Source organism: Sporolactobacillus shoreicorticis (genome assembly GCF_024125445.1).
Lineage (GTDB): Bacteria > Bacillota > Bacilli > Bacillales > Sporolactobacillaceae > Sporolactobacillus > Sporolactobacillus shoreicorticis.
Genome location: NZ_JAMXWM010000004.1, coordinates 45,031 through 65,698 on the forward strand (window position 1 = coordinate 45,031; position 20,668 = coordinate 65,698).

Genomic DNA, 20,668 nt, shown 5'->3' on the forward strand with positions numbered 1-20,668 from the left:
TCTGGGAAAATGGATCGGCGAACGTTTGAGTTAACCAATCATATCAGAAAGCCGCGAATGGTTTGCACAATATAGTTCATGTCCGTCTGAGTATAGCGCTGATCAATCGGCAGTGCGACCAAATCTTTAGCCAGTCGATATTCGAAGCTTGCGGAGGGTACGCGCGATAGAGCATCTTCCCAAAAATCATCAGCATAGATGTGATGACGCAATAAATGATTCTTTAGTTGTTCTCCGCGCTCAATGAGGAAAGGGTAGCATATTGGGCCGTTCACGTTACCGAAATGCGTATCGAGCTGATTGTACCGTCCAAGCTGCTGATGAAGAAAGTGGAAATTGTCGTTTCGGATGGTCCGTGCTTGCTCATAGTCAATACTCGTCAACAGTCGCTGAGTCGCGCATGCCATTGCATGCATGCCGCATGTATCGAGATAGGCTTCGTTTTGCTCGAAAAGCGGCTCGGCGGAGACACTCCCAAGATCAATTTGTTTCAGCAGCGCGTCGCAAAGATAGTAGGACGGATTCTGTTCCAAATCAAGCTGTGCTTTGGAATCGGTGTATAAATAACCACCGTCCGGAACACCGAAAAACTTACGTGGCGAATACACCGTGTCTATGCCCGTGAGAGGCTGCTCAAAAAAAGCTTGCGTATTGTCGATGATGACGTGCTTCAGATTATGGCAGATATTTTGCACATTGCTGCTATTTATACCGAAGTAATTGACATAAAGCAAGCAGGCATCATCTTCTGGAATGGAGTTGAAAATAGGTGCGAGGTGTTCATCAATAGTGTAGAAAGCAAAGGCAACATTCAGCCGTTTCATTGGTTGAAGTACGCTGTCACAAATGTAGGCAGGCAGATAAATTTTTTTGTAATTTCTAATCCGCAGCACATACTCAAGTGCATAACGCGCGCTGTTCAGACGCAATGCCTGACTATGATATTCCGTTCGCACCGGCAGTTCCAAAGAAAAAAAACCGCCGATTATTTTTTTTTGCTCAGTCATAGGGTCCCCCTCATTGTACGATTAATTTGGATGAAACAGCCAGACTAAAAACAGAAAGCGAATCGGTGCGTTTGATCTGAACCTGGTCTATCTGTTTTTAAAAGTTGAACAAGCCCGCTTCGCAGACATACGAATCAGAATGAGCATTGGCAGATCTATATCTTTGCAGAAGTGTCAGATACGATGATTTTCTTCGATTTATAAGCCATACACCAATTTTTGTTAACATTTTATCGGACACATGTGCTATGCGGGATAAAATTCTAATAAAGAGTTGCCTGAGGCATCGCACCATCCGTCACTCCAAGATATATGTGAAAACCATCCTATATCAGGAAAAGAAACAACAGCGAAAAAATCAGACTGGCTTGCCAGAAACCAAGTCGTTTATCTGTAGCACGAGTGACAATAAAAGCGCAGCAGATTGAGAAGACAAGTAGAAGAACAAGCGCCTGCCATAGAAAGGGTAGAAGTGACGATAGAATACACGGAATAAGCAAATACAGATAAAAACGCATCGGGCAGCCTCCTTCCCAGTATAAGTTGATTATAGATGAGATGCGTGAAATTATCGATTCGTTCGCGCAAAAAGGTGTTGCCCGATGAGTACGCAAAAAAGATCTAGTTTTTCGGATCTCAGCATTTGGTCATAAATATCTTTCTCAAAAAGGGATTTATTTCTCATTTTCATCAAATAAAGCCACAAGTTATTCGCAGTCTTATTTTGCAGCATTAAAATGCTTAGATTGTCGAATCAAGTGCAACCCCTGATGATAAAAGGCCTTAAAAGGTGTTTGCCATCCCAGACGTTTGCTTGGACGGTGCTTCAGTCAACCGTGTTGTTGGACGTTGGGACCGGAATCCTGCTTTAGATCATGCCCCTTGGGGAAATACTTGCGCAACAGACCATTTTTATTTTCATTCTTTAGACAAGTGGTAGTATGATAAAGATATGTACATGGAATTCCTAATGAGTTTCTGGAGAAAGGATAAGCAGATAAGGACAAAGTGGAAGAAATGTTTAGAAAATCGTAATTCAGATTGATTATGATGCTGTTAAAAAATATGAAAAAATATTCTAGCCTGCTAAACATCTTTTTGCTAATGACGATATATAGATTGTAAGGCAATTGGGAAGGCGCCTTTCCAATTGCCAAATACTATTCCACATGGATGTGGACATTTACAATTCAAGGAGGAAACTATTTATGATTATCAATCACAATATTGCTTCACTGAATACATTGAATCAGTTGAGCAAAAACGAAACGGCAACACAAAAATCACTTGCAAAACTATCTTCTGGTCTTCGCATCAATACAGCCGCTGACGATGCTGCTGGTCTGGCGATCTCTGAAAAAATGAAAGCACAGATCAATGGCTTGGATCAAGCGAAGAGAAATGCACAAGATGGAACATCAATGATTCAAACTGCTGAAGGGGCATTAAATGAAACTACTGCAATCCTTCAACGTATGCGTGAATTGGTTGTTCAGGCAGGAAATGGAACTAGCATAGAAGAAGATAAAGATCAGATTAATACTGAATTGAACCAATTGCAATCTGAAATTGATCGTATCGCTACTACGACTCAATTTAACAAACAAGATTTGCTAACTGGAGACCTTACAGGTGCAAGTGCAGTTGTTCTCCAAATTGGTGCTAATTCTGGTCAGATTCTTTCATTCACGGTTAGTGCAATGACAACTGCTTCATTAGGTATTGGTTCTGCTTTGAATATTACAAATAATGCTGGTGCTAGTTCAGCAATTTCATTGATTGATGCTGCTCTGAAAACTGTATCTACTCAGCGTGATAATCTTGGTGCGCTTCAAAATCGTCTGGAACATACAATTAATAATTTGAGCACTTCTTCACAGAATCTTACTGATGCTCAGTCACGTATTGCGGATGTGGATATGGCTTCTGAAATGGCTAATTTCACGAAAAATAATATCTTAAATCAAGCTGCACAAGCAATGCTTGCTCAAGCAAACCAATTGCCACAAGGAGTACTCCAACTTTTAAGATAATTGAGAAGATTTGGATAAGATATGCCAGGGTGAGGCTCTATATAATAGAACCTCACCTTTATTTATTATGACTGAATAGAGGTGTGTACTATGTCCGTGTTTTTATCATTGTGTATGATCGTTAAAAATGAGGAAAAAGTGCTCAAAAGATGTTTGGATTCAGTACAAGGCGGAGTTGATGAAATAGTTATTGTTGACACTGGTTCGACGGATGAAACCAAAAAAATAGCGAAAGAGTACACGGATTCTGTATTTGATTACCAATGGACCAATAGTTTTTCGGAAGCTAGGAACTTTGCGCAATCTAAAGCAAAAGGAGAATGGATTCTTGCTTTAGATGCTGATGAATATGTTTATTTAGAAAATCTTAAAGAAACTGTTAAAAAATTAAAAAGAAATGATAATCAATATGATGGTTATAGTGCAAAAATATATAATTTTGTTGGAATACATGGAGAATACACAACACAGCATCACCATACACGCCTTTACCGGAACGTGCCAACAATTAAATATAAAAGGACCATTCATGAGCAACTTTATAAGGAAAATAATTTACTTCCCATTGCCAGTTCAGATCTTGTGATCTATCATTCAGGATATATGTCAGATACGATTGGGGAAAAGGGGAAGCGAAAGCGGAATGAGCAACTAATAGATGAACAAATAGATAAAGTTGGATTAAATGGATTTGACTATTTTAATCTTGGTAACGAATCCTCATCGAAAGGAGATAATGATCAGGCATTAACTTATTATAAGTTGGCCTATCAAAATAAACCTGACTTTGATTATGCATGGATTCCGGCTTGCCTTGTTCAACTTGTTAGAACACTCATTAATTTAAAACGATTTTCAGATGCATTAGCAGTAATTCGAGAAGCAAGCCAAATTTTTATTAAGTCTCCCGACTTTAAAGTTTTGAAAACGAATGTTTTTATTTTGCAAGGAAGGTTAATTGAAGCTAAATCAGAGTTAATGGATCTATTAGATAATAAAGAAAAATATCAAGAAATAATTACCAGTCCTGATTATCTTGACTATTACCCCAATAAATGGCTGGCTATTATCTCTGAAAGATTGAATGATAAAAATAAAGCAGTATTCTACTATAGTCAGGCACTAAATGTAAATTTTAATGATGAAGATTTGATTAAAAGGTTTTTTACATTGTTAATTGATAATGAAGAGATGAAGGATGTTGTTCACTTTATTAAAAAAGAAAAATGGTTGAAAAAAAAGGTCTATTCAGAAAAAATTATTCACGCTTTAATACATCTACAGCCTGCTCAGGAAATTATTAATCAATTAGCTCGTTTAGACGAATATAAAGACAATATTGGTATTCAAATAAAAAGGCTATGGAACGAAAATCGTACGACACAGGCCTTTGAACAATTAAATAGTCTTTCATTTGAAAAGCTATTAAAAGTAATTAATCAAGATTTTTTTGATTTTACTGATTTTCTCCTGCTTTGTTTTGATTTAGGGAAAAAACAAATGCTAGAATCTCTTTCTAAAATCAGTCCACAATCATCTGAAGTAATACAATTTTTACTTGAAAATGGAAGTAATAACACGATTAAAATTAAGGATGAAATCTATATTGTATTACTGAAACGAAGCATTTCACTGAGGAAGTTTGATTTACTTGAAAAACTTCTTCAATTCAGAACTGTTTTTGAATCAACGATAGATATTAAAATCGGCCATTTGCTTTATGAAAATCATTTTTTTGATTTGGCTATTCAATTTTATCAAAAAGCCGGAAATGAAAATTTTGACGAGCAGACATACTTAAACCTCATTGACGAATGTAAAAAAAATAATCTTCAAGAAGCAACTTATAATTTTTGTAATCAGGCAATTCAACAGGGCTACTATAATTTTTCTATCTTACAAAATTTAGGAAAAGTTGTTTACAAGATGAATGCGGATAAATTAGCAATAACTATTCAAAATTTAGCGTTAGAATGCTATCCGGATAGTCAATATCTTATAAATAAAACAATTTGGGGCGAAAAACGAAAAAAGATTGCACTTGTTTATACTCCTTTATCTGGATCGAATGTCACCGCTCTAATGCGCCAAGTACCGGATGAGATAACACTAAAATATCAAATTAATTGGATTGAGCAAAGAAGTGATTTGAATTACTTTAACGAGTTACTAGAGAATGATGTTGTTGTCACCACAGAAGGAAATTATCCGTTCGAAAAAAAGAAGGTTGAAACAAATCAGAAAGTAGTTGAACTTTGGCATGGGTTCCCATTAAAATCGATGGGACTTCTGGATGCAAGCGAGGTAGGAAAAGAACAAATAAAGAATCGTTGGAAAAATATAGATGCGATGATCTCTTACTCTCAGTTATATAATCAATCTATGGAAAAATGTTTTGGTATTTCTAATAATAAGTTTCAAGTGTTAGGTACTCCTAGAAATGATATGTTGTTGCAAACAAACGGTAAAGAAAAGCTTAGAAAACTGTTTAATCTTACTGATCAGGGTGATCATGTTATTTTCTATATGCCTACATGGCGGCATACACCTCGTTTAAATAGAAAAGATGGTAACAAACAATGGAATAGTCTTTTTGACATGAGTGGTTTTGATTCTCAAGTTTTTGAAAGATTTCTTGCGGAAAATCACTATAAACTCATTGTTAAATTGCATCCTGCAGATGAAAGAATGTTTAAAAATAGTGTTCACGAGAGTGAGAATATATTCCTGTTGACGACGGATCTACTAGTAGAACAGCAATTGGATGTATATGATTTATTGAACGGAGCAGATATGCTAATTACGGACTATTCATCAGTTTACTTTGACTATTTATTGCTAAATCGCCCGATTATCTTCACTCCAGTTGATCTTGAAGACTATCGGAAATCACGTGGATTCGTTTTGGAGCCATACGAAAATTGGACGCCGGGACCAAAAGTAACGCAACAAGAAGAACTCCAACATGAGATTTTGAAATCAACGAATGATCAAAGTTACTATCAAGAAGAAAGAATAAAAATAAAAAATCATGTGCATTTTTATCAAGACAATCATTCAACAGAAAGGGTATGGAGTTTTATTGATCAGATGCTACAACGGTATGGAGAATGAAAACAAGGATGGATAAATAATATGATCATTGACATTGTACTGGGTTATGCAGTCGGAAAAGGTGGGCTCGAAAATGTCATTAAATTAGTATATGGTGAATTGGAGAGAAGGGGACACACAGTCAGAGTTTTTCAAATGGTACCTCCAGAAAATCAGGAATGGGCAGATAATATTTCTAATATATATTATTATGGCGATAGAGATACTCCCTATGCCATTTTAGATGAAAAGATAATTGGTAAACTATCTTTACGTTACGAGCAACTTACCCGTTTATTAGGACGTCCTAATATAGTTCTCGCAACACATGCACCGATAATAAGTTATCTCTGCAGATTAGCAGTTGATAAAATGGAATTGAAAAAAAGTAGACCAATTATTCTTTCTTGGCTTCATGGCCCACCTGAAATTTTTGGTGGTGAGCGTTGTCTTGCGCTTTGCGAAGGACATCTTGCTATTTCTAAAAGTATTGGCAATCAAATTGCTAAGTATGATAACCCTAATAAAGTCTATTATATTGGCAATACAATTGATTTTGATCATGCTTCATTAATTAGAAAAACAAACGGTAGGACAAAGTTTGTATATGTTGGTAGAATTGAAAATAGTCAAAAACGCTTAGATGTTTTGTTGAAAGGTCTACAGAACTTAAAAGGAGAATGGGCACTTGATATAATTGGTGATGGACCGTATGTTATCCCCCTTAAAAAGATGGCTTCCGAATTTAAAATTGATCGAAATATAAATTGGCATGGCTGGAAAGAACAACCATGGGATACCATAACAGATGTTTCATTATTGATCCTCTCTTCAGATTTTGAAGGATTCGCTTTGATATTAATTGAAGCATTGGCAAGAGGAGTACCTGTTATTAGCAGTAACTGGAGTGGCGCAGATGAAATTGTAGACGAAGATAAAAACGGTTGGCTCTTTCCATGCGGTGATCGTGAAAAATTACATAATATACTACAAGATATTATCGATGGTAAGAAAGTTCTACCCAATGCCGAAACCTGCATGGATTCTGTTGAGAAATATCGGGTGAAGAATGTCGTTGATCGAATTGAAGCTACATTTCATAAGGTGGTTGAAAGACGTTCATAATGGAAGTGATTTTGAGCATAAATTTATTTTTTTATTAAACATTCCCTGCCCTTAACCGATAAAATCATTAGATAACTTCATTAATTGGTTCGGGGAGGGGAAGACCATGGATGTTAACGTTGGTTCGATTAATGTGAATAGCTCATCCATGCAGCAAGATAAATTAAGTCAAGTGCCGGAACTAGATCAACTAACTTCGGGGCAAAGTCGATTACAATCTGCTGATAAACAGAGTAACGTTTTATCTAAAAATCAGGTTGGAAAGTTAGTCGATGAAGCGAATCAGATTTTGCAGTCTGATGTGACTGAGCTGAAGTATGTCTACTTTGAAAAATTACAAACCTACTATGTTCAAGTTCAGGATGTGAACACACATCAAGTGATTCGAGAAATCCCTCCGAAGAAATTTATGGAAATGTATGCAGCAATTGCTGAAAAGCTAGGTTTAATCGTTAATCATCAAGCGTAAAGGAAGGTGGAGAATTATGGCGAGTATAAGTGGAACGTCCTCAACAACGACTTCAAATTATTACCTATTGAATACCGGGACGAGCAGCAACCTGCAGATTTCAGGCTTAGCAAGTGGGATTGATGTTGATAGTATCGTAAATAAATTGATGCAGGCAGAATCTGTTCCGCTGGATACAATGAATCAAAAATTGCAGCTGCTTGAATGGAAACGTGATGACTATCGCAGTATGAGCAGTCAATTGTCTGATTTGCTTAATATTGTCAATACGATGACGTTGCAATCCAGTTATACAAAGGCTGCGACGGTCAGTGATCCGACAAAAGTAACAGTAACACCGGCTTCCGGTGCTGGAAATGGAACGTATACAATTTCGAGTGCTACATTAGCTACGGCTGCGATGACTTATAGTCATGTAAACGCTAGTCAAGATTTTGATCCCAGCAAGCCGTTAATTGAACAAGTGACAAACCTTGCAGACGGAATTAGTTGGACAACACAATCGGCACAGGACGAAGAGGGTTCCCCTGAGTCACATTCCGTTTCAGCAGATGGAAAAGTTTTTAAATTGAATAACGGAGCGGTTAACAAAGATTCACTATCGGTTTCTGTAACCGATAAAGATGGAGTGACTACCAGCTACACAGTTTTTGATTCTGAGGAAGAATTTAACACCTCAGAAGAAGCAAATAAAGTACTTCTTAATAAAACAACGGGTCAACTGACTTTTAATAACACGATTGAAAAAGATTCAACCATTGATGCGTCGTATGAGTATAATACGGTAAAAATCGATCTAACTACTTATGATAGCAATAGTAATGAAAAACGTATTCAATTCGATGCAAACGGAAGCATGTCTCTTAATAGTATTTTGCAAAAGATTAATTCGTACGGAACAGTAAATACCTTCTATGATTCAACATCGAAACAAGTTTCTGTTGCTGCTTCTGCTACTGGGGATTTAAATAAAAGCGGAAATGACATTACATTTAATACTTCTTTTTTAACAACAACACTTGGACTTAAAGAAGCAGTCAATGGTACGGATGCTAACGTAACGGTTAACGGAATGCCAATGACATCATCTTCGAATACGTTTACGATCAACAATACGACGTTTACGTTGAATCAAGAGGTTTCTTCGGGGCAAACTGTAACGATTGGTATTGATACGGATACAGATGGGATGTTCGACAAGATCAAGAGTTTTGTCGATAAATATAATGAAACCATCGATAAAATTAACAGCATGACCAGTGTGGCTCCTAATAGGGATTATTCACCACTAACTGCTGCACAAAAGGCCCAAATGTCTGACTCAGATATTACGAACTGGAATGAAAAAGCAAGACAGGGAACCTTGTATAATGATACGATTTTAAATAGTTCCTTAAGCAAAATGCGTCAGGATATTTATGGTGCAATCAGTGGGATTACGGGCGGCAGCTACAGTCAAATCTCTCAAATTGGTATTACCACTAGCCAGAATTATATGGAACACGGAAAATTAATTATTGACGAAAGTAAATTGCAATCAGCCATTGCGTCTGATCCAGATAGCGTCATGAAATTATTTACAAATGGCAATACCTCAACTTCCAATGCGTCATCAATGGGTATTGCGAAACGATTATTTAATACAATTACCGATACTGTATCTAAGATTAAAACTCAGGCAGGTACAGTTTCACTTCCAAACGATCAATTTTATATTGGAAAGAGCATTGATAACCTTAATGATGAAATATCAAGCTTTCAGGATCATCTAAAAATGATTCAGACGCGGTACTATACTCAATTTACTGCAATGGAACAAGCTATTCAGCAAGCAAATTCGCAAGCGACCTTTATTCAAAATGCATTCAGTTGAAATTGAACTAGGAGGCAGTCCAATTGCCAAATAATGCATATAATATGTACCAAAAAAACTCAGTATTTACTGCATCTCCAGGAGAATTAACGTTAATGCTTTATGAAGGATGCATTAAATTTATTAAACAAGCAAAGATTGCGTTAGTTAATGGAGATTATGCAGATAAAAATATTAAACTTCAAAAAGCACAAGCGATTATTACTGAGCTTATGGTAACTTTAGATGAAAAACAATCGATCTCTAAAGATATGATGAGATTGTATGATTACATTCAAAGGCGAATCATTCAAGCAAACATTAAGAATGATACAGAAATCTTGGATGAGGTAGAGAAATTGATTCTTGATTTTCGTGACGCATGGAAACGGGTATTGGAAATTAATAAAAGGAATCACTCAAAATCTTCTCCAGTTAGGACTCGAATCTGATGAGTGTAGAGAAACTTTATCAAGTGACTAAAGAAATTCAAAAACTAGTAAAACAGCAATCAGAAAACCCAAAGAATGATTTCACTAAAGAGATCAACGACAAGCTTGAGCTTCGGCAGAAACTAATTGATCAACTTCCCAAAGCGTTCAGTAAAGATGAAAAAAAAATCGGTGAAAAAATTATAGAAGCAAATAATGAAATTCATTCTTTAATGCAAGTGGCAAGACGAAATCTAGTTGGTGAGATGCAACAATTTAAACATAAAAAAGAATCATTAAAGACTTATAGGGGCTATAAGAACCCCTTGATTAATCAATCAAGTGCATATTTTGATCGACATGAATAGATCACCGTATAAGCCGGTGGTTTTTTCTTTTTCACCAACCGCCCATCCGTTACATACACTAGGATCATTGATTCGTTTCTTGCTTTCTCTCCGGATAAACAAATTGCCCACCCGCTATGAACGGATGGGCAATCAATCAGTTAATTTATTTACATTTAGTCGCCAACGACAACTGCTGTTTCTTCATTTTCTGTATTCAGACTTGCGAGGAACTGCAAGTAATTGTAGGTGGATTCTTTTTCATCTTCATTGAGCTTTTCAAACAATTCGATGATTTCTTCTTTTTTGACTGACATAGTCAAAACCCCTTTTATGAGATATGGTCACCGTCCGGCTTATAGCCTTTGCGTTATGAATCATATACGTGCTAAGGTGTTAGATAGTCTAACACGAATTTCTTAGTTTTATATAGGAAAATGTTGGACAAAACCGCTTGAATCTGCTATGGTTTTTCCTGTTTGCGTAATCATTATATGTGCTATGACGAGCAGCGTCAATACAAATTGGCCCTTTTGTGGCCTGTGTTTCGATTGGAATATTGCATGTTATTAATACCTTATTTGCATGAATCAGGTTAAAGGTTTAAATGTCCGGCTTTTGTCGAAAATATAAAAAGCAAGACGTTTTTTGTAAAAACATTTTGATGTTTGAGAAGGAATTAGGACGGGAATGGCGAATGTATATAATATTGAAGGGAGGCTTTCTCATGGATATTATTATTCGCGGGGAAAACATCACAGTGACACCATCTTTGCAGGATTACGCAGAGAAAAGAATCGGCAAATTGGAAAAGTACTTCAATACACCGATTGAAGCGAGCGCGCGTGTGAATTTGCGCGTCCACAACAAAGAGCAGGTGGTCGAGGTTACGATTCCGCTTCAAGGCCTTCTCCTGAGAGCTGAAGTAGGCGAGGAAGATCTCTATACGGCGATCGATTTGGCTGTTTCCAAGCTTGAGCGTCAGATTAAGAAACATAAAACGAAAATCAATCGTAAGAATCGTCAAGGTGCGAAGCAGGTATTTCAGAATGCGAGCGGTACAGCGACGAAGACGGTTGAAGAAGAAGAAACGCTTGACGTTGTTCGCAAAAAGCATTTCGTGTTTAAACCGATGACGGTTGACGAAGCGATTCTGCAGATGGATATGCTTGGTCATTCCTTTTACGTTTTCAATAATGCGGAGGACAACGCGACCGCAGTGGTTTACCGCCGCAGAGACGGGCGGTTTGGCTTGATTGATCAGGTATAACGATTAAGATTGTTTATATACAACTGGGGGAGATTCGCGCAGGCGAATCTCCCCTTTCGGATTCCCAGACGTGCACACGTGTGAGCCGTTTACGCTGAATTCGGGATTCTGCGCAGCCCATTTACTCGAAGCTGCTTTTTCCGGAGTGTTCTTCTGTTTTCACGGCGTGTGTTTTGCCGTATAATGGAAGATGTTGTGGTCTGTCCATGACGGATACTTGCCCTGAAAAGCGAGGCAAGCGACGAATAATTATGTGGATCATCCGCCGTACATGCGGAGGATCAAATGATTCTGGACTGCGGGTAATTGTCACCGCAAGCGAATATTGTTAAAATAGAGATCATATTGAGGACGTGTTTTTTCGGACGGGTTCATACGTGAACGCATGATATAAGTGATTGTTACTGATGGCGCGGGTATGTGGCGCTCAATCAGAAATCTTAAATGAGGTGTATGCAGGCATGATAGGAATGCTTAAACGGGTTTTAGGAGATACCAGTCTCCGCAAGCTCAGCAAGATGGAAAAATTAGCGCATGTGGTTGAAACCTATGCCGATCAAATGAAGGCGCTGAGTGATGATGAGCTTCAGGCAAAGACGCCAGAATTCAAACAGCGATTGGAGAATGGCGAGACGTTGGACGACCTGCTTCCAGAAGTCTTTGCGGTTGTCCGCGAGGCGTCGACACGTATTCTCGGCATGACGCCTTATTATGTTCAGTTGATCGGTGCGATTGCGTTGCATCAAGGCAACATTGCCGAGATGAAAACCGGTGAAGGTAAAACGCTTGTCGCGACAATGCCGCTTTATCTGAATGCGCTGGCCGGTCAAGGCGCACACTTGGTTACGGTCAATGATTATCTGGCTAAGCGTGACGCAGAGCAGATGGGATTGCTGTACAATTTTCTCGGTCTGTCGGTCGGTCTGAACATTAACGGGATGAGTCCTGAGGATAAGAAGGAAGCCTACGCTGCAGATATTACCTACGGGACGAACAGTGAGTTCGGTTTTGACTATCTGCGTGACAATATGGTTCTTTATAAAGAAGAAATGGTTCAGCGTCCGCTCAACTTTGCGATTGTCGATGAAGTGGATTCCATTTTGATCGATGAAGCGCGTACGCCACTGATTATTTCCGGCAACGCCGAAAAGTCAACGGATCTGTATGTGCGCGCCAACCAGTTCGCACGTCTATTGACGGAGAAACAGGATTACACGGTGGATTTGAAGACGAAATCGGTACAGCTGACTGAAGAAGGGATGACCAAGGCGGAAAAATTCTTCGGAATCAAGAATCTGTATGATTACTCAAATGTGACCACGAACCATCACGTCAGCGAAGCGTTGAAGGCTCATGCGATCATGCACCGTGATCAGGATTACGTGGTTAAAGACGGTGAGATCATCATCGTTGATCCGTTTACCGGCCGTCTGATGCAGGGCCGCCGTTACAGCGAAGGCTTGCACCAGGCGATCGAAGCAAAGGAAGGTCTTGAGATTCAGAGCGAAAGCAAGACGCTGGCGACGATCACCTTGCAGAACTTTTTCCGCATGTACGGCAAGCTTTCCGGTATGACCGGTACAGCGAAGACCGAAGAAGAAGAATTCCAGAGCATTTACAACATGGATGTTATTGAAATTCCAACGAATAAGCCGATGATCCGTGTCGATAATCCGGATCTGATCTATAAATCGCAGAAAGGTAAGTTCCATGCAGTTGTGGAAGAAATTTCCACTCTGTACCATCGCGGTCAGCCGGTGCTTGTCGGTACGGTTGCCGTCGAAACGTCAGAATTGATCTCGAAGCTTCTGAAAAGGCGCGGCATTCCGCACAATGTCTTGAACGCGAAGAACCATGCCCGTGAAGCTGAAATCATTGAAAACGCGGGTCAGGCAGGCTCGGTAACGATTGCTACCAATATGGCCGGTCGTGGTACCGACATTAAGCTCGGCGAAGGTGTGGCCAATCTTGGCGGCCTGTTCATTCTCGGTACGGAACGTCATGAATCGCGCCGTATCGACAATCAGCTGCGCGGTCGTTCTGGTCGTCAGGGCGATCCCGGCGAATCGCGCTTCTATCTGTCTCTTGAAGATGACTTGATGAAACGATTCGGCTCGGATAAAATGAAGAGCTGGATGGAAAAGATCGGTATGGACGATACGTCTCCGATCGAAAGCAAGCTCGTCAGCAAGTCGGTAGAAGCTGCACAGAAACGCGTTGAAGGCAACAATTTCGACGCGCGTAAACAATTGCTTAAATTCGACGATGTCATGCGTCAGCAGCGTGAAATCATCTACAAGCAGCGTATGGAAGTACTCGAATCGAAAAATCTGCGTCCGGATATCGAAGGCATGATCAAGCTGGTTATTGAAAACATTGTTCATGCGCATACTCCGGAGAAGGAAATACCGGAAGAATGGGACCTTCAAGCGGTGATTGATTATTTAAACGCGAAAATTTTCAACGAAGGCGTACTGACCTTGAAGGACCTTGACGGCAAGGATCCGGAAGAAATGATCGATGATTTGTATGCAAAGGCAATTGCCCGTTACGATGAAAAAGAGGAAGAATTTACATCGGAACGGATGCGCGAATTTGAGCGTGTCATTACGCTGCGTACGGTCGATACGAAGTGGATGGATCATATCGATGCGATGGAACAGCTTCGCGAAGGCATTTATCTGCGTGCCTACGGTCAGGTTGATCCGTACCGTGCATACAATATCGAGGGCTTCAAAATGTTCGAAGAAATGGTTGCAAGCATTGACGAAGAGATCGTCAACTTCCTGATGAAGGCGGAGATTCGCGAGGAACAGCCAATTCAGCGTGAACGGGTGACTCACGGATTGCGCGTCATCTCCGGCGGCCAGGACGACGAGCCGGTAAAGAAGCAGCCGATTAAGCGCAAGGTACATGTCGGCCGTAATGATCCGTGCCCGTGCGGCAGCGGCAAAAAATATAAAAACTGCCACGGAAAATGATCTGTGGAAAATGGAAAGTAGGATGAACATGGATTTACCTGAAATGAAACACGAAATTGATGAGATGGAAATACGTCTCAAAGAGTTTAGGGGGTCTCTTTGACTTAGATAACAAAAAGGCAAAGATCGCTGAATTGGATGAAAAAATGTCGATGCCGGGATTCTGGGACGATAATGAAAAAGCCCAGAAGGTTATTGATGAATCCAATGAATTAAAAGGCAAGGTCGACAGCCTGACCGACCTTGAATCGAAGTTCGAGGATCTTCAGGTTGCCTATGAGCTGGTCAAAGAAGAGGATGACGCAGATCTCAAAGCTGAGCTTGAGGAATCACTCGGCGAAGCGCGTGTTGCGTTCAACAAATATGAGACACGACTGCTTTTGAGCGGACCGCATGACCGCAACAACGCGATTCTGGAGCTCCATCCGGGCGCGGGCGGTACCGAAGCGCAAGACTGGGCATCGATGCTGTTGCGTATGTATACGCGGTGGGCGGAAAATAAAGGCTTTACGGTCGAAACGCTCGACTACCTGCCGGGTGATGAGGCCGGTGTCAAGAGTGTCACGCTGATGATCAAAGGGCCGGATGCGTTTGGATATTTGAAAGCGGAAAAGGGGATCCATCGACTTGTGCGTATTTCGCCATTTGACGCTGCCGGACGTCGTCACACTTCGTTTGTATCATGTGAAGTGGTACCGGAAATTGATGATGACATTGAGATTGACATCCGACCGGAAGATCTGCGTGTCGACGTGTTCCGTTCCAGCGGTGCCGGCGGTCAGCACATCAACAAGACATCGTCCGCCGTGCGTATGACGCATATCCCGACCGGCGTTGTTGTCAGCTGTCAGTCGGAACGGTCGCAGTTTCAAAATCGTGATCAGGCAATGAAGATGTTGAAGTCGCGCCTGTATCAGCTGGAGGAAGAAAAGAAAGAAGCCGAAATGGCTGCGCTTCATGGCGAGCAGAAGGAAATCGGCTGGGGCAGCCAGATCCGTTCCTATGTCTTCCATCCGTACTCCATGGTCAAGGATCATCGCACCAATGTTGAAATCGGTGATGTGAACCGCGTCATGGACGGTGACATCGATCCATTTATTGATGCGTATCTGCGTCTGCATTTATGAAAATAAATAGTGCTTTTGAACTGAGGACCGGTTCTGTACCGGTTCTTTTTCTATTTTTGGAGTGTGTTGAAAATCGAAAGCCGTATTAAAACAATCTTAAATTGTAACGAAATCCAATCTACACATTAAAATCAGCTCTCCATCCTGAAGAGAATGTTCTCCGATTGACCACATCTGATCAAATACATTAGAATAGAGACATTCGACTGATTTTTATCGGGAAAAGGAGTTTTTATATGAATTTTTTTAAGAAAAGGGACAAGCATGTTATCCCCAATCGAGGGAAAACAGCGGTGTTTATGGACTATATATTGGTCATTATCGGCTCATTTATTGTGGGGATTACATTTAATGTGTTTATGCTGCCGACACATATTGCCTCCGGTGGTGTGGCCGGGATTAGCATTGTCCTTCACTGGACGCTGGGTTGGGCACCGTCCTATGTGTTGTGGGGCTTGAATGTGCCGATTTTCGTGATCGGTCTGCTTATTCTGGGCCGCAGCTTCGGATATGTGGATTATGCGATGAAGACTTTGCTGGGAACAATCGCTCTTCCGTTCGCTGTATTTGTGACGGCCGGAATGCCGGCGGCGACCGACAGTCCGCTGCTCGGAGCGCTTTTCGGCGGAGTCGGTACTGGAATTGGGCTCGGCATTGTGTTCCGTGGCCGCGGGTCAACCGGTGGTACGGCGCTCGCCGGACAGATGATTCAGAAGCTCAGCGGTCTGTCACTTGGTGTGTGTGTTTCGATTTTAGATGGATTGATTGTTTTGACTTCCGCCTTTTTCTTGTCACTCGAAGCCGCGCTTTACGCGTTGGTAAGCATCTATTTAACGGCGAAGATGATTGATGTCGTTCAGCTCGGGTTCAATACAGAGAAAATGGCACTGATCATTTCTGATAAGGAAGATGCGATGCGCCGGGCAATTTTGGATGAGATCGACCGAGGTGTTACACGTATCAACAGTCAGGGCGGTTACACTGGGGATGAACGCCCGATGCTGCTGACCGTTGTTTCACAGAGCGAGCTGACCCATCTGAAGCAGCTCGTCCGCTCGATCGATTCCGAATCCTTCTTCATCATTACGAATGCGACCGAGGTTTTCGGAAAAGGATTTTACCAACGAACATAAGGAAGACTGTTAAGAACGCAGGACGACGGTTCCTCGCGTTTTTATTTTTCCCTCGATCATTTATTTATTCGACACGATTCGTGCCGTTTGCCATCCGATTTGAAATTGAAATGTAATAATTTTCATCAATCATTTGAGGCGCATGGATGGTATAATGGTGATTGTTTCATAGGTACATAGGACAGAACATGGGATTCTAAGGGAACACGAGTCCGGGCATGTTTTCAGTACAGACAACCCTCTTATTCTCGTGCTTTGTGCGAATGATTTACATAGAAAGCTATAATCAGACAGATTTTTAGGAAGTTTGACAAAAAATGCGAAAAAGGATTTTGGGGGAAGGAATTTTATGGATGACGTTATTCTGATGCAAAATGTCTGGAAGGCTTACCCGAACGGGGTTATGGCGCTGAACGGCATTGATCTGTCTGTCAAACAGGGCGAATTTGTTTACATTGTCGGCCCAAGCGGCGCAGGGAAATCGACGTTTATAAAAATGATTTTTAGAGAATTGAAGCCGACACGCGGCAAAATTTTCATTAATAATAAAAATATTGCGAATCTGAGAGATCGGCAGGTACCGTATTTCCGTCGCAAGATCGGTGTTGTATTTCAGGATTTCCGTCTGCTTCCGAAGCTGACCGTTTATGAGAACGTGGCTTTTGCGCTTGAAGTTATAGAGGAGCATCCTCGACAAATTAAACGACGTGTAATGGAGGTACTTGATCTCGTCGGTCTGAAGCACAAGCTGCGTTCCTTTCCAGATCAGCTGTCCGGTGGAGAGCAGCAGCGTGTATCCATCGCACGTTCCATTTGCAACCGTCCGCCTGTACTGATCGCTGACGAACCGACAGGAAATCTTGATCCGGAAACATCATGGCAGATCATGGATGTGTTCCGGCGAATCAACGAGCAGGGGACGACAGTTGTTATGGCGACCCACAACAGAGATATCGTTAACAAGATCAGGCACAGGGTATTGGCACTTGAAGGCGGTATGATTGTGCGCGATCAGCAGGAAGGTGACTACGGCTATGAAGATTAGAACGTTACGAAGACACGTGAATGAAAGCTTTAAGAGTCTCGGTCGAAACGGTTGGATGACTTTCGCTTCGGTGAGTGCAGTTACGGTTTCGCTCGTTCTCGTCGGACTTTTCCTGATGGTGATGTTCAATTTAAATAAAATTGCCGGAGATATTGAAAGCGACGTCGAAGTGCGTGTCTATCTGGATCAATCGATGACGCAGGCTCAGCAGGACGCTTTGCAAAGGGACCTGAAGGAAGTCAAGAATGTTCAGTCCGTTCGTTTCCAATCAAAGAAAGAAGGACTGGACAGTTTAATGGAAAGTCTCGGTAACGATAGGCAGAGCTTTTCGGATCTGAAAAAAGAAAATCCGCTGCCTAATGCGTTTATCTTAAAAACGAATAAACCGGAGCAGACGATCGCTGTTGCGAAAGCGGTGAAGAGCCTTCCGGATGTTACGGATGTGCGTTATGGAAAAGGGACGGTTGAAAAACTGTTCCGCTTCATCAACATTGCAAGAAACGTCGGTATCATCCTGATTATCGGATTGCTGTTTACTTCCGTATTCCTGATTGCGAATACAATTAAGCTGACGATTGTTGCCCGCAGACGGGAGATCGAAATCATGAAGCTGGTTGGTGCGACCAATGCCTTCGTCCGATGGCCGTATTTTATCGAAGGGCTGGTCATGGGCGTTCTCGGATCAATTATTCCTGTTGTTTTAGTTATGGTTGTGTATCGATTTGCCTATTATAATCTTGGGGGCAATCTGCAACAGATGTTCATCCGACTGATTCCTTACCACATCATGACGACGAACCTCAGCCTGCTTTTGGTTGGTATTGGCGGGTTGATCGGTGTCTGGGGCAGCATGAGCTCGGTGCGAAAATTCTTGAAAATCTGAGGCCACCCGCTAAACCAGGTGGTTTTTCTTTTATATCAAGCAGCTTTGGTTTGGTGACGGTCTTCACCGTTCGAGACAAGTGCACGCCATTGTTGTATGATTAGACCTAAGTTCAGTTTTCCCGGCGAACGATTCGCTGCGGGGAAACAGTGTCATTGAGGAGGCAATTCTTTATGAAAAAGTTCAGCGGCAAAGTAGTCGCTTTGCTTATGGCGATCTCACTGATCGTGGGGGCTGCAGGCGCTTACGCAGTGTTCGGTTTTGTCCAGAATCACAACCAACAATCAACGATGGCAGCGTCTGCCGGTTCGGTAACATCGGATAAGGAGACGGCAAAACTGAAGGCAATTCATGATCTGATTGAGAAGGAATACTTTCGAAAAATCAGCAGTACCGATCTGTATGACGGAGCCATCAAGGGAATGATCGAGGCGCTTAACGATCCGTTTTCAAGCTATATGAGCACAAAAACGGCCTCGGACTTCAACCAATCGCTTTCCTCCTCATTTGAGGGGATCGGCGCCGAAGTTCAGATGGTCGGCAAGCAGGTCACGATCGTCTCCCCAATCAAAGGGACGCCGGCTGAAAAAGAGGGGATCAGGCCGAAAGATGTGATTGTGAAAATCAATGGGAAATCGACTGAAGGCCTTGATATCAACCAAGCGGTCAACAGAATTCGCGGGAAAAAGGGAACGGTTGTCCGTCTTGTGATCAGCCGTCCCGGCACAAGCAATGATCTGACCTTTGCCATTAAGCGTGATACGATTCCGATCCGTACGGTTGAGAGCAAAATGCTGAAGCGAAACGGTCAGTCAATCGGCTACATCGCCATTACGCAGTTCAACGAAAACACGGATCAGGAATTCAGCAAAGCGCTCAGCAAGCTTGAGGGTGATGAAATGAAAGGCCTGATCATTGACGTGCGCGGTAATCCGGGCGGATATCTCCAGGCGGTTGAGAAAATCGGCAACCTACTGATTCCATCGAAGAAACCAATTGTCCAAATCGAAGATCGTGCTGGCAAAAAGCAGCCGTTCTACTCGACATTGAAAAAGAAGAAGAACTACCCGATCACCGCATTGATTGATGGCGGTTCTGCTTCGGCATCTGAAATTCTTGCCGGTGCGCTGCATGAAGCAGGCGGTTACCCGCTGATCGGTGTGAAATCGTTCGGCAAGGGCACCGTTCAGCAAGGAATCGAACTGTCGGACAAGAGCGAACTGAAACTGACGACGGACAAATGGCTGACGCCGAACGGCAACTGGATTCATAAAAAAGGAATCAAGCCGACGATTGAGGTCAAGCAGCCGGATTACTTTTACGTCGCGCCGATTACTGTGAAAAAGGGCAAGAACCTGAAGGCAGATCAAACGAGCACAATCATTGCCGACGCACAGAAAATGCTGAAAGCAGCGGACCATAACCCCGGCCGTGTCGACGGCTATTTCAGCGATCAGACTGCACAGGCAGTAAAAGCGTTCCAAAAAGAAAAGAAGCTGCCGACGACCGGTGAGATTGATCAGAAAACAGCCGATGCGCTGCAGCAAGCAACGTTGACCGCCATTAAAAAGCAGCAAAATGACCGCCAATTAAATACGGCGCTTACGGAAATCACAAAAGAAATCAATAAATAAGAAATAAAAAAGAGGAAAACAGATGCTGCCCCTGCATCTGTTTTCTGTTTTAAGAAGCACTAGCACTATACATGAAACCTTGAGAAATTTGACGAAGCGCTCGATAAACGGTTCAAAGTGCCCGATAATCTGCAACCTTTTTAAAGTCTGAAGACCTTTTCACTAATCAATATGGGTAAGGTCTTTTCTGCACAGGTAAAGTTGTATCTTGCAGTAAAATTTTTCCTAAGAAGTCGGC

The 20,668-nt window shown here is 41.7% G+C and carries 17 protein-coding genes; 14 read left to right on the forward strand and 3 right to left on the reverse strand.

What is annotated here, in order from left to right; genetic code table 11:
• Window positions 1-38 precede the first annotated feature (38 nt).
• Together NIE88_RS04405 and NIE88_RS04410 are read right to left on the reverse strand one after the other, a co-directional pair.
• Entirely contained in the window at window positions 39-1,007 is a 969-nt protein-coding gene (locus NIE88_RS04405; RefSeq protein WP_253059355.1) for a hypothetical protein, read from the reverse strand.
• Between the two features lie 326 nt (window positions 1,008-1,333).
• Window positions 1,334-1,525 carry a hypothetical protein gene (locus NIE88_RS04410; protein WP_253059357.1) on the reverse strand — a complete coding sequence of 64 codons (192 nt, stop codon included), beginning with the start codon at window positions 1,523-1,525 and terminating at the stop codon, window positions 1,334-1,336.
• 690 nt (window positions 1,526-2,215) lie between these two features.
• Here NIE88_RS04410 and NIE88_RS04415 point away from each other — a divergent pair.
• The 7 genes from NIE88_RS04415 to fliT all read left to right on the forward strand — a co-directional run bounded on the left by NIE88_RS04415 (window position 2,216) and on the right by fliT (window position 10,378).
• A complete protein-coding gene (locus NIE88_RS04415) occupies window positions 2,216-3,040 on the forward strand; it encodes a flagellin N-terminal helical domain-containing protein (protein ID WP_253059359.1) in 825 nt (274 codons plus the stop codon).
• A 90-nt stretch (window positions 3,041-3,130) separates the two neighbouring features.
• On the forward strand, window positions 3,131-6,154 hold the full coding sequence (locus tag NIE88_RS04420) for a CDP-glycerol glycerophosphotransferase family protein (RefSeq protein ID WP_253059361.1): 3,024 nt from the start codon (window positions 3,131-3,133) through the stop codon (window positions 6,152-6,154).
• 21 nt (window positions 6,155-6,175) lie between these two features.
• The gene (locus NIE88_RS04425; protein ID WP_253059363.1) at window positions 6,176-7,258 is read left to right on the forward strand and encodes a glycosyltransferase; all 1,083 of its coding nucleotides are present in this window, start codon (window positions 6,176-6,178) and stop codon (window positions 7,256-7,258) included.
• A gap of 106 nt (window positions 7,259-7,364) precedes the next feature.
• Window positions 7,365-7,727 (forward strand): flagellar protein FlaG, encoded by a 363-nt coding sequence (locus NIE88_RS04430; RefSeq protein WP_253059365.1) that lies wholly within the window; start codon window positions 7,365-7,367, stop codon window positions 7,725-7,727.
• 16 nt (window positions 7,728-7,743) lie between these two features.
• Entirely contained in the window at window positions 7,744-9,600 is a 1,857-nt protein-coding gene (gene fliD, locus NIE88_RS04435; protein WP_253059373.1) for a flagellar filament capping protein FliD, read from the forward strand.
• Between the two features lie 23 nt (window positions 9,601-9,623).
• A complete protein-coding gene (gene fliS / locus NIE88_RS04440; protein ID WP_253059375.1) occupies window positions 9,624-10,031 on the forward strand; it encodes a flagellar export chaperone FliS in 408 nt (135 codons plus the stop codon).
• Entirely contained in the window at window positions 10,031-10,378 is a 348-nt protein-coding gene (gene fliT, locus NIE88_RS04445) for a flagellar protein FliT (protein ID WP_253059377.1), read from the forward strand. The genes fliS and fliT overlap by 1 nt, the downstream gene beginning before the upstream one ends.
• A 155-nt stretch (window positions 10,379-10,533) precedes the next feature.
• On the opposite strand, the gene NIE88_RS04450 is transcribed toward fliT, so the two are convergent.
• Window positions 10,534-10,674 carry a hypothetical protein gene (locus NIE88_RS04450; RefSeq protein ID WP_253059379.1) on the reverse strand — a complete coding sequence of 47 codons (141 nt, stop codon included), beginning with the start codon at window positions 10,672-10,674 and terminating at the stop codon, window positions 10,534-10,536.
• Between the two features lie 410 nt (window positions 10,675-11,084).
• Between NIE88_RS04450 and hpf the strand changes: the two genes are divergently transcribed.
• The 7 genes from hpf (at window position 11,085) to NIE88_RS04485 (ending at window position 20,430) form a co-directional block, all read left to right on the forward strand.
• Window positions 11,085-11,627, forward strand: a complete 543-nt coding sequence (gene hpf, locus NIE88_RS04455; protein WP_253059381.1) for a ribosome hibernation-promoting factor, HPF/YfiA family — start codon at window positions 11,085-11,087, stop codon at window positions 11,625-11,627.
• 461 nt (window positions 11,628-12,088) lie between these two features.
• Window positions 12,089-14,608 carry a preprotein translocase subunit SecA gene (gene secA / locus NIE88_RS04460; RefSeq protein WP_253059383.1) on the forward strand — a complete coding sequence of 840 codons (2,520 nt, stop codon included), beginning with the start codon at window positions 12,089-12,091 and terminating at the stop codon, window positions 14,606-14,608.
• Window positions 14,609-14,636: 28 nt separating this feature from the next.
• Window positions 14,637-15,735 (forward strand): peptide chain release factor 2 gene (gene prfB / locus NIE88_RS04465; RefSeq protein ID WP_253059385.1). Its coding sequence is split into 2 segments (ribosomal slippage): window positions 14,637-14,699 and window positions 14,701-15,735, totalling 1,098 coding nucleotides; the frame shifts between segments, so codons are not numbered across the junction.
• Between the two features lie 236 nt (window positions 15,736-15,971).
• Window positions 15,972-16,868, forward strand: coding sequence for a YitT family protein (locus tag NIE88_RS04470; protein ID WP_253059387.1), 897 nt, complete (start codon window positions 15,972-15,974; stop codon window positions 16,866-16,868).
• Between the two features lie 349 nt (window positions 16,869-17,217).
• The gene (gene ftsE, locus NIE88_RS04475) at window positions 17,218-17,913 is read left to right on the forward strand and encodes a cell division ATP-binding protein FtsE (RefSeq protein WP_253059391.1); all 696 of its coding nucleotides are present in this window, start codon (window positions 17,218-17,220) and stop codon (window positions 17,911-17,913) included.
• Window positions 17,903-18,796: a permease-like cell division protein FtsX gene (gene ftsX, locus NIE88_RS04480; protein ID WP_253059393.1), complete on the forward strand. Its 894-nt coding sequence runs from the start codon at window positions 17,903-17,905 to the stop codon at window positions 18,794-18,796. The genes ftsE and ftsX overlap by 11 nt, the downstream gene beginning before the upstream one ends.
• A gap of 173 nt (window positions 18,797-18,969) precedes the next feature.
• On the forward strand, window positions 18,970-20,430 hold the full coding sequence (locus NIE88_RS04485) for a S41 family peptidase (RefSeq protein ID WP_253059395.1): 1,461 nt from the start codon (window positions 18,970-18,972) through the stop codon (window positions 20,428-20,430).
• Window positions 20,431-20,668: the final 238 nt, after the last annotated feature.

Coding starts and splice junctions, on each gene's coding strand:
- NIE88_RS04405 (WP_253059355.1), bottom strand. CDS start 1,007: ATGACTGAGCAAAAAAAAATAATCGGCGGTTTTTTTTCTTTGGAACTG.
- NIE88_RS04410 (WP_253059357.1), bottom strand. CDS start 1,525: ATGCGTTTTTATCTGTATTTGCTTATTCCGTGTATTCTATCGTCACTT.
- NIE88_RS04415 (WP_253059359.1), top strand. CDS start 2,216: ATGATTATCAATCACAATATTGCTTCACTGAATACATTGAATCAGTTG.
- NIE88_RS04420 (WP_253059361.1), top strand. CDS start 3,131: ATGTCCGTGTTTTTATCATTGTGTATGATCGTTAAAAATGAGGAAAAA.
- NIE88_RS04425 (WP_253059363.1), top strand. CDS start 6,176: ATGATCATTGACATTGTACTGGGTTATGCAGTCGGAAAAGGTGGGCTC.
- NIE88_RS04430 (WP_253059365.1), top strand. CDS start 7,365: ATGGATGTTAACGTTGGTTCGATTAATGTGAATAGCTCATCCATGCAG.
- fliD (WP_253059373.1), top strand. CDS start 7,744: ATGGCGAGTATAAGTGGAACGTCCTCAACAACGACTTCAAATTATTAC.
- fliT (WP_253059377.1), top strand. CDS start 10,031: ATGAGTGTAGAGAAACTTTATCAAGTGACTAAAGAAATTCAAAAACTA.
- NIE88_RS04450 (WP_253059379.1), bottom strand. CDS start 10,674: ATGTCAGTCAAAAAAGAAGAAATCATCGAATTGTTTGAAAAGCTCAAT.
- hpf (WP_253059381.1), top strand. CDS start 11,085: ATGGATATTATTATTCGCGGGGAAAACATCACAGTGACACCATCTTTG.
- secA (WP_253059383.1), top strand. CDS start 12,089: ATGATAGGAATGCTTAAACGGGTTTTAGGAGATACCAGTCTCCGCAAG.
- NIE88_RS04470 (WP_253059387.1), top strand. CDS start 15,972: ATGAATTTTTTTAAGAAAAGGGACAAGCATGTTATCCCCAATCGAGGG.
- ftsE (WP_253059391.1), top strand. CDS start 17,218: ATGGATGACGTTATTCTGATGCAAAATGTCTGGAAGGCTTACCCGAAC.
- ftsX (WP_253059393.1), top strand. CDS start 17,903: ATGAAGATTAGAACGTTACGAAGACACGTGAATGAAAGCTTTAAGAGT.
- NIE88_RS04485 (WP_253059395.1), top strand. CDS start 18,970: ATGAAAAAGTTCAGCGGCAAAGTAGTCGCTTTGCTTATGGCGATCTCA.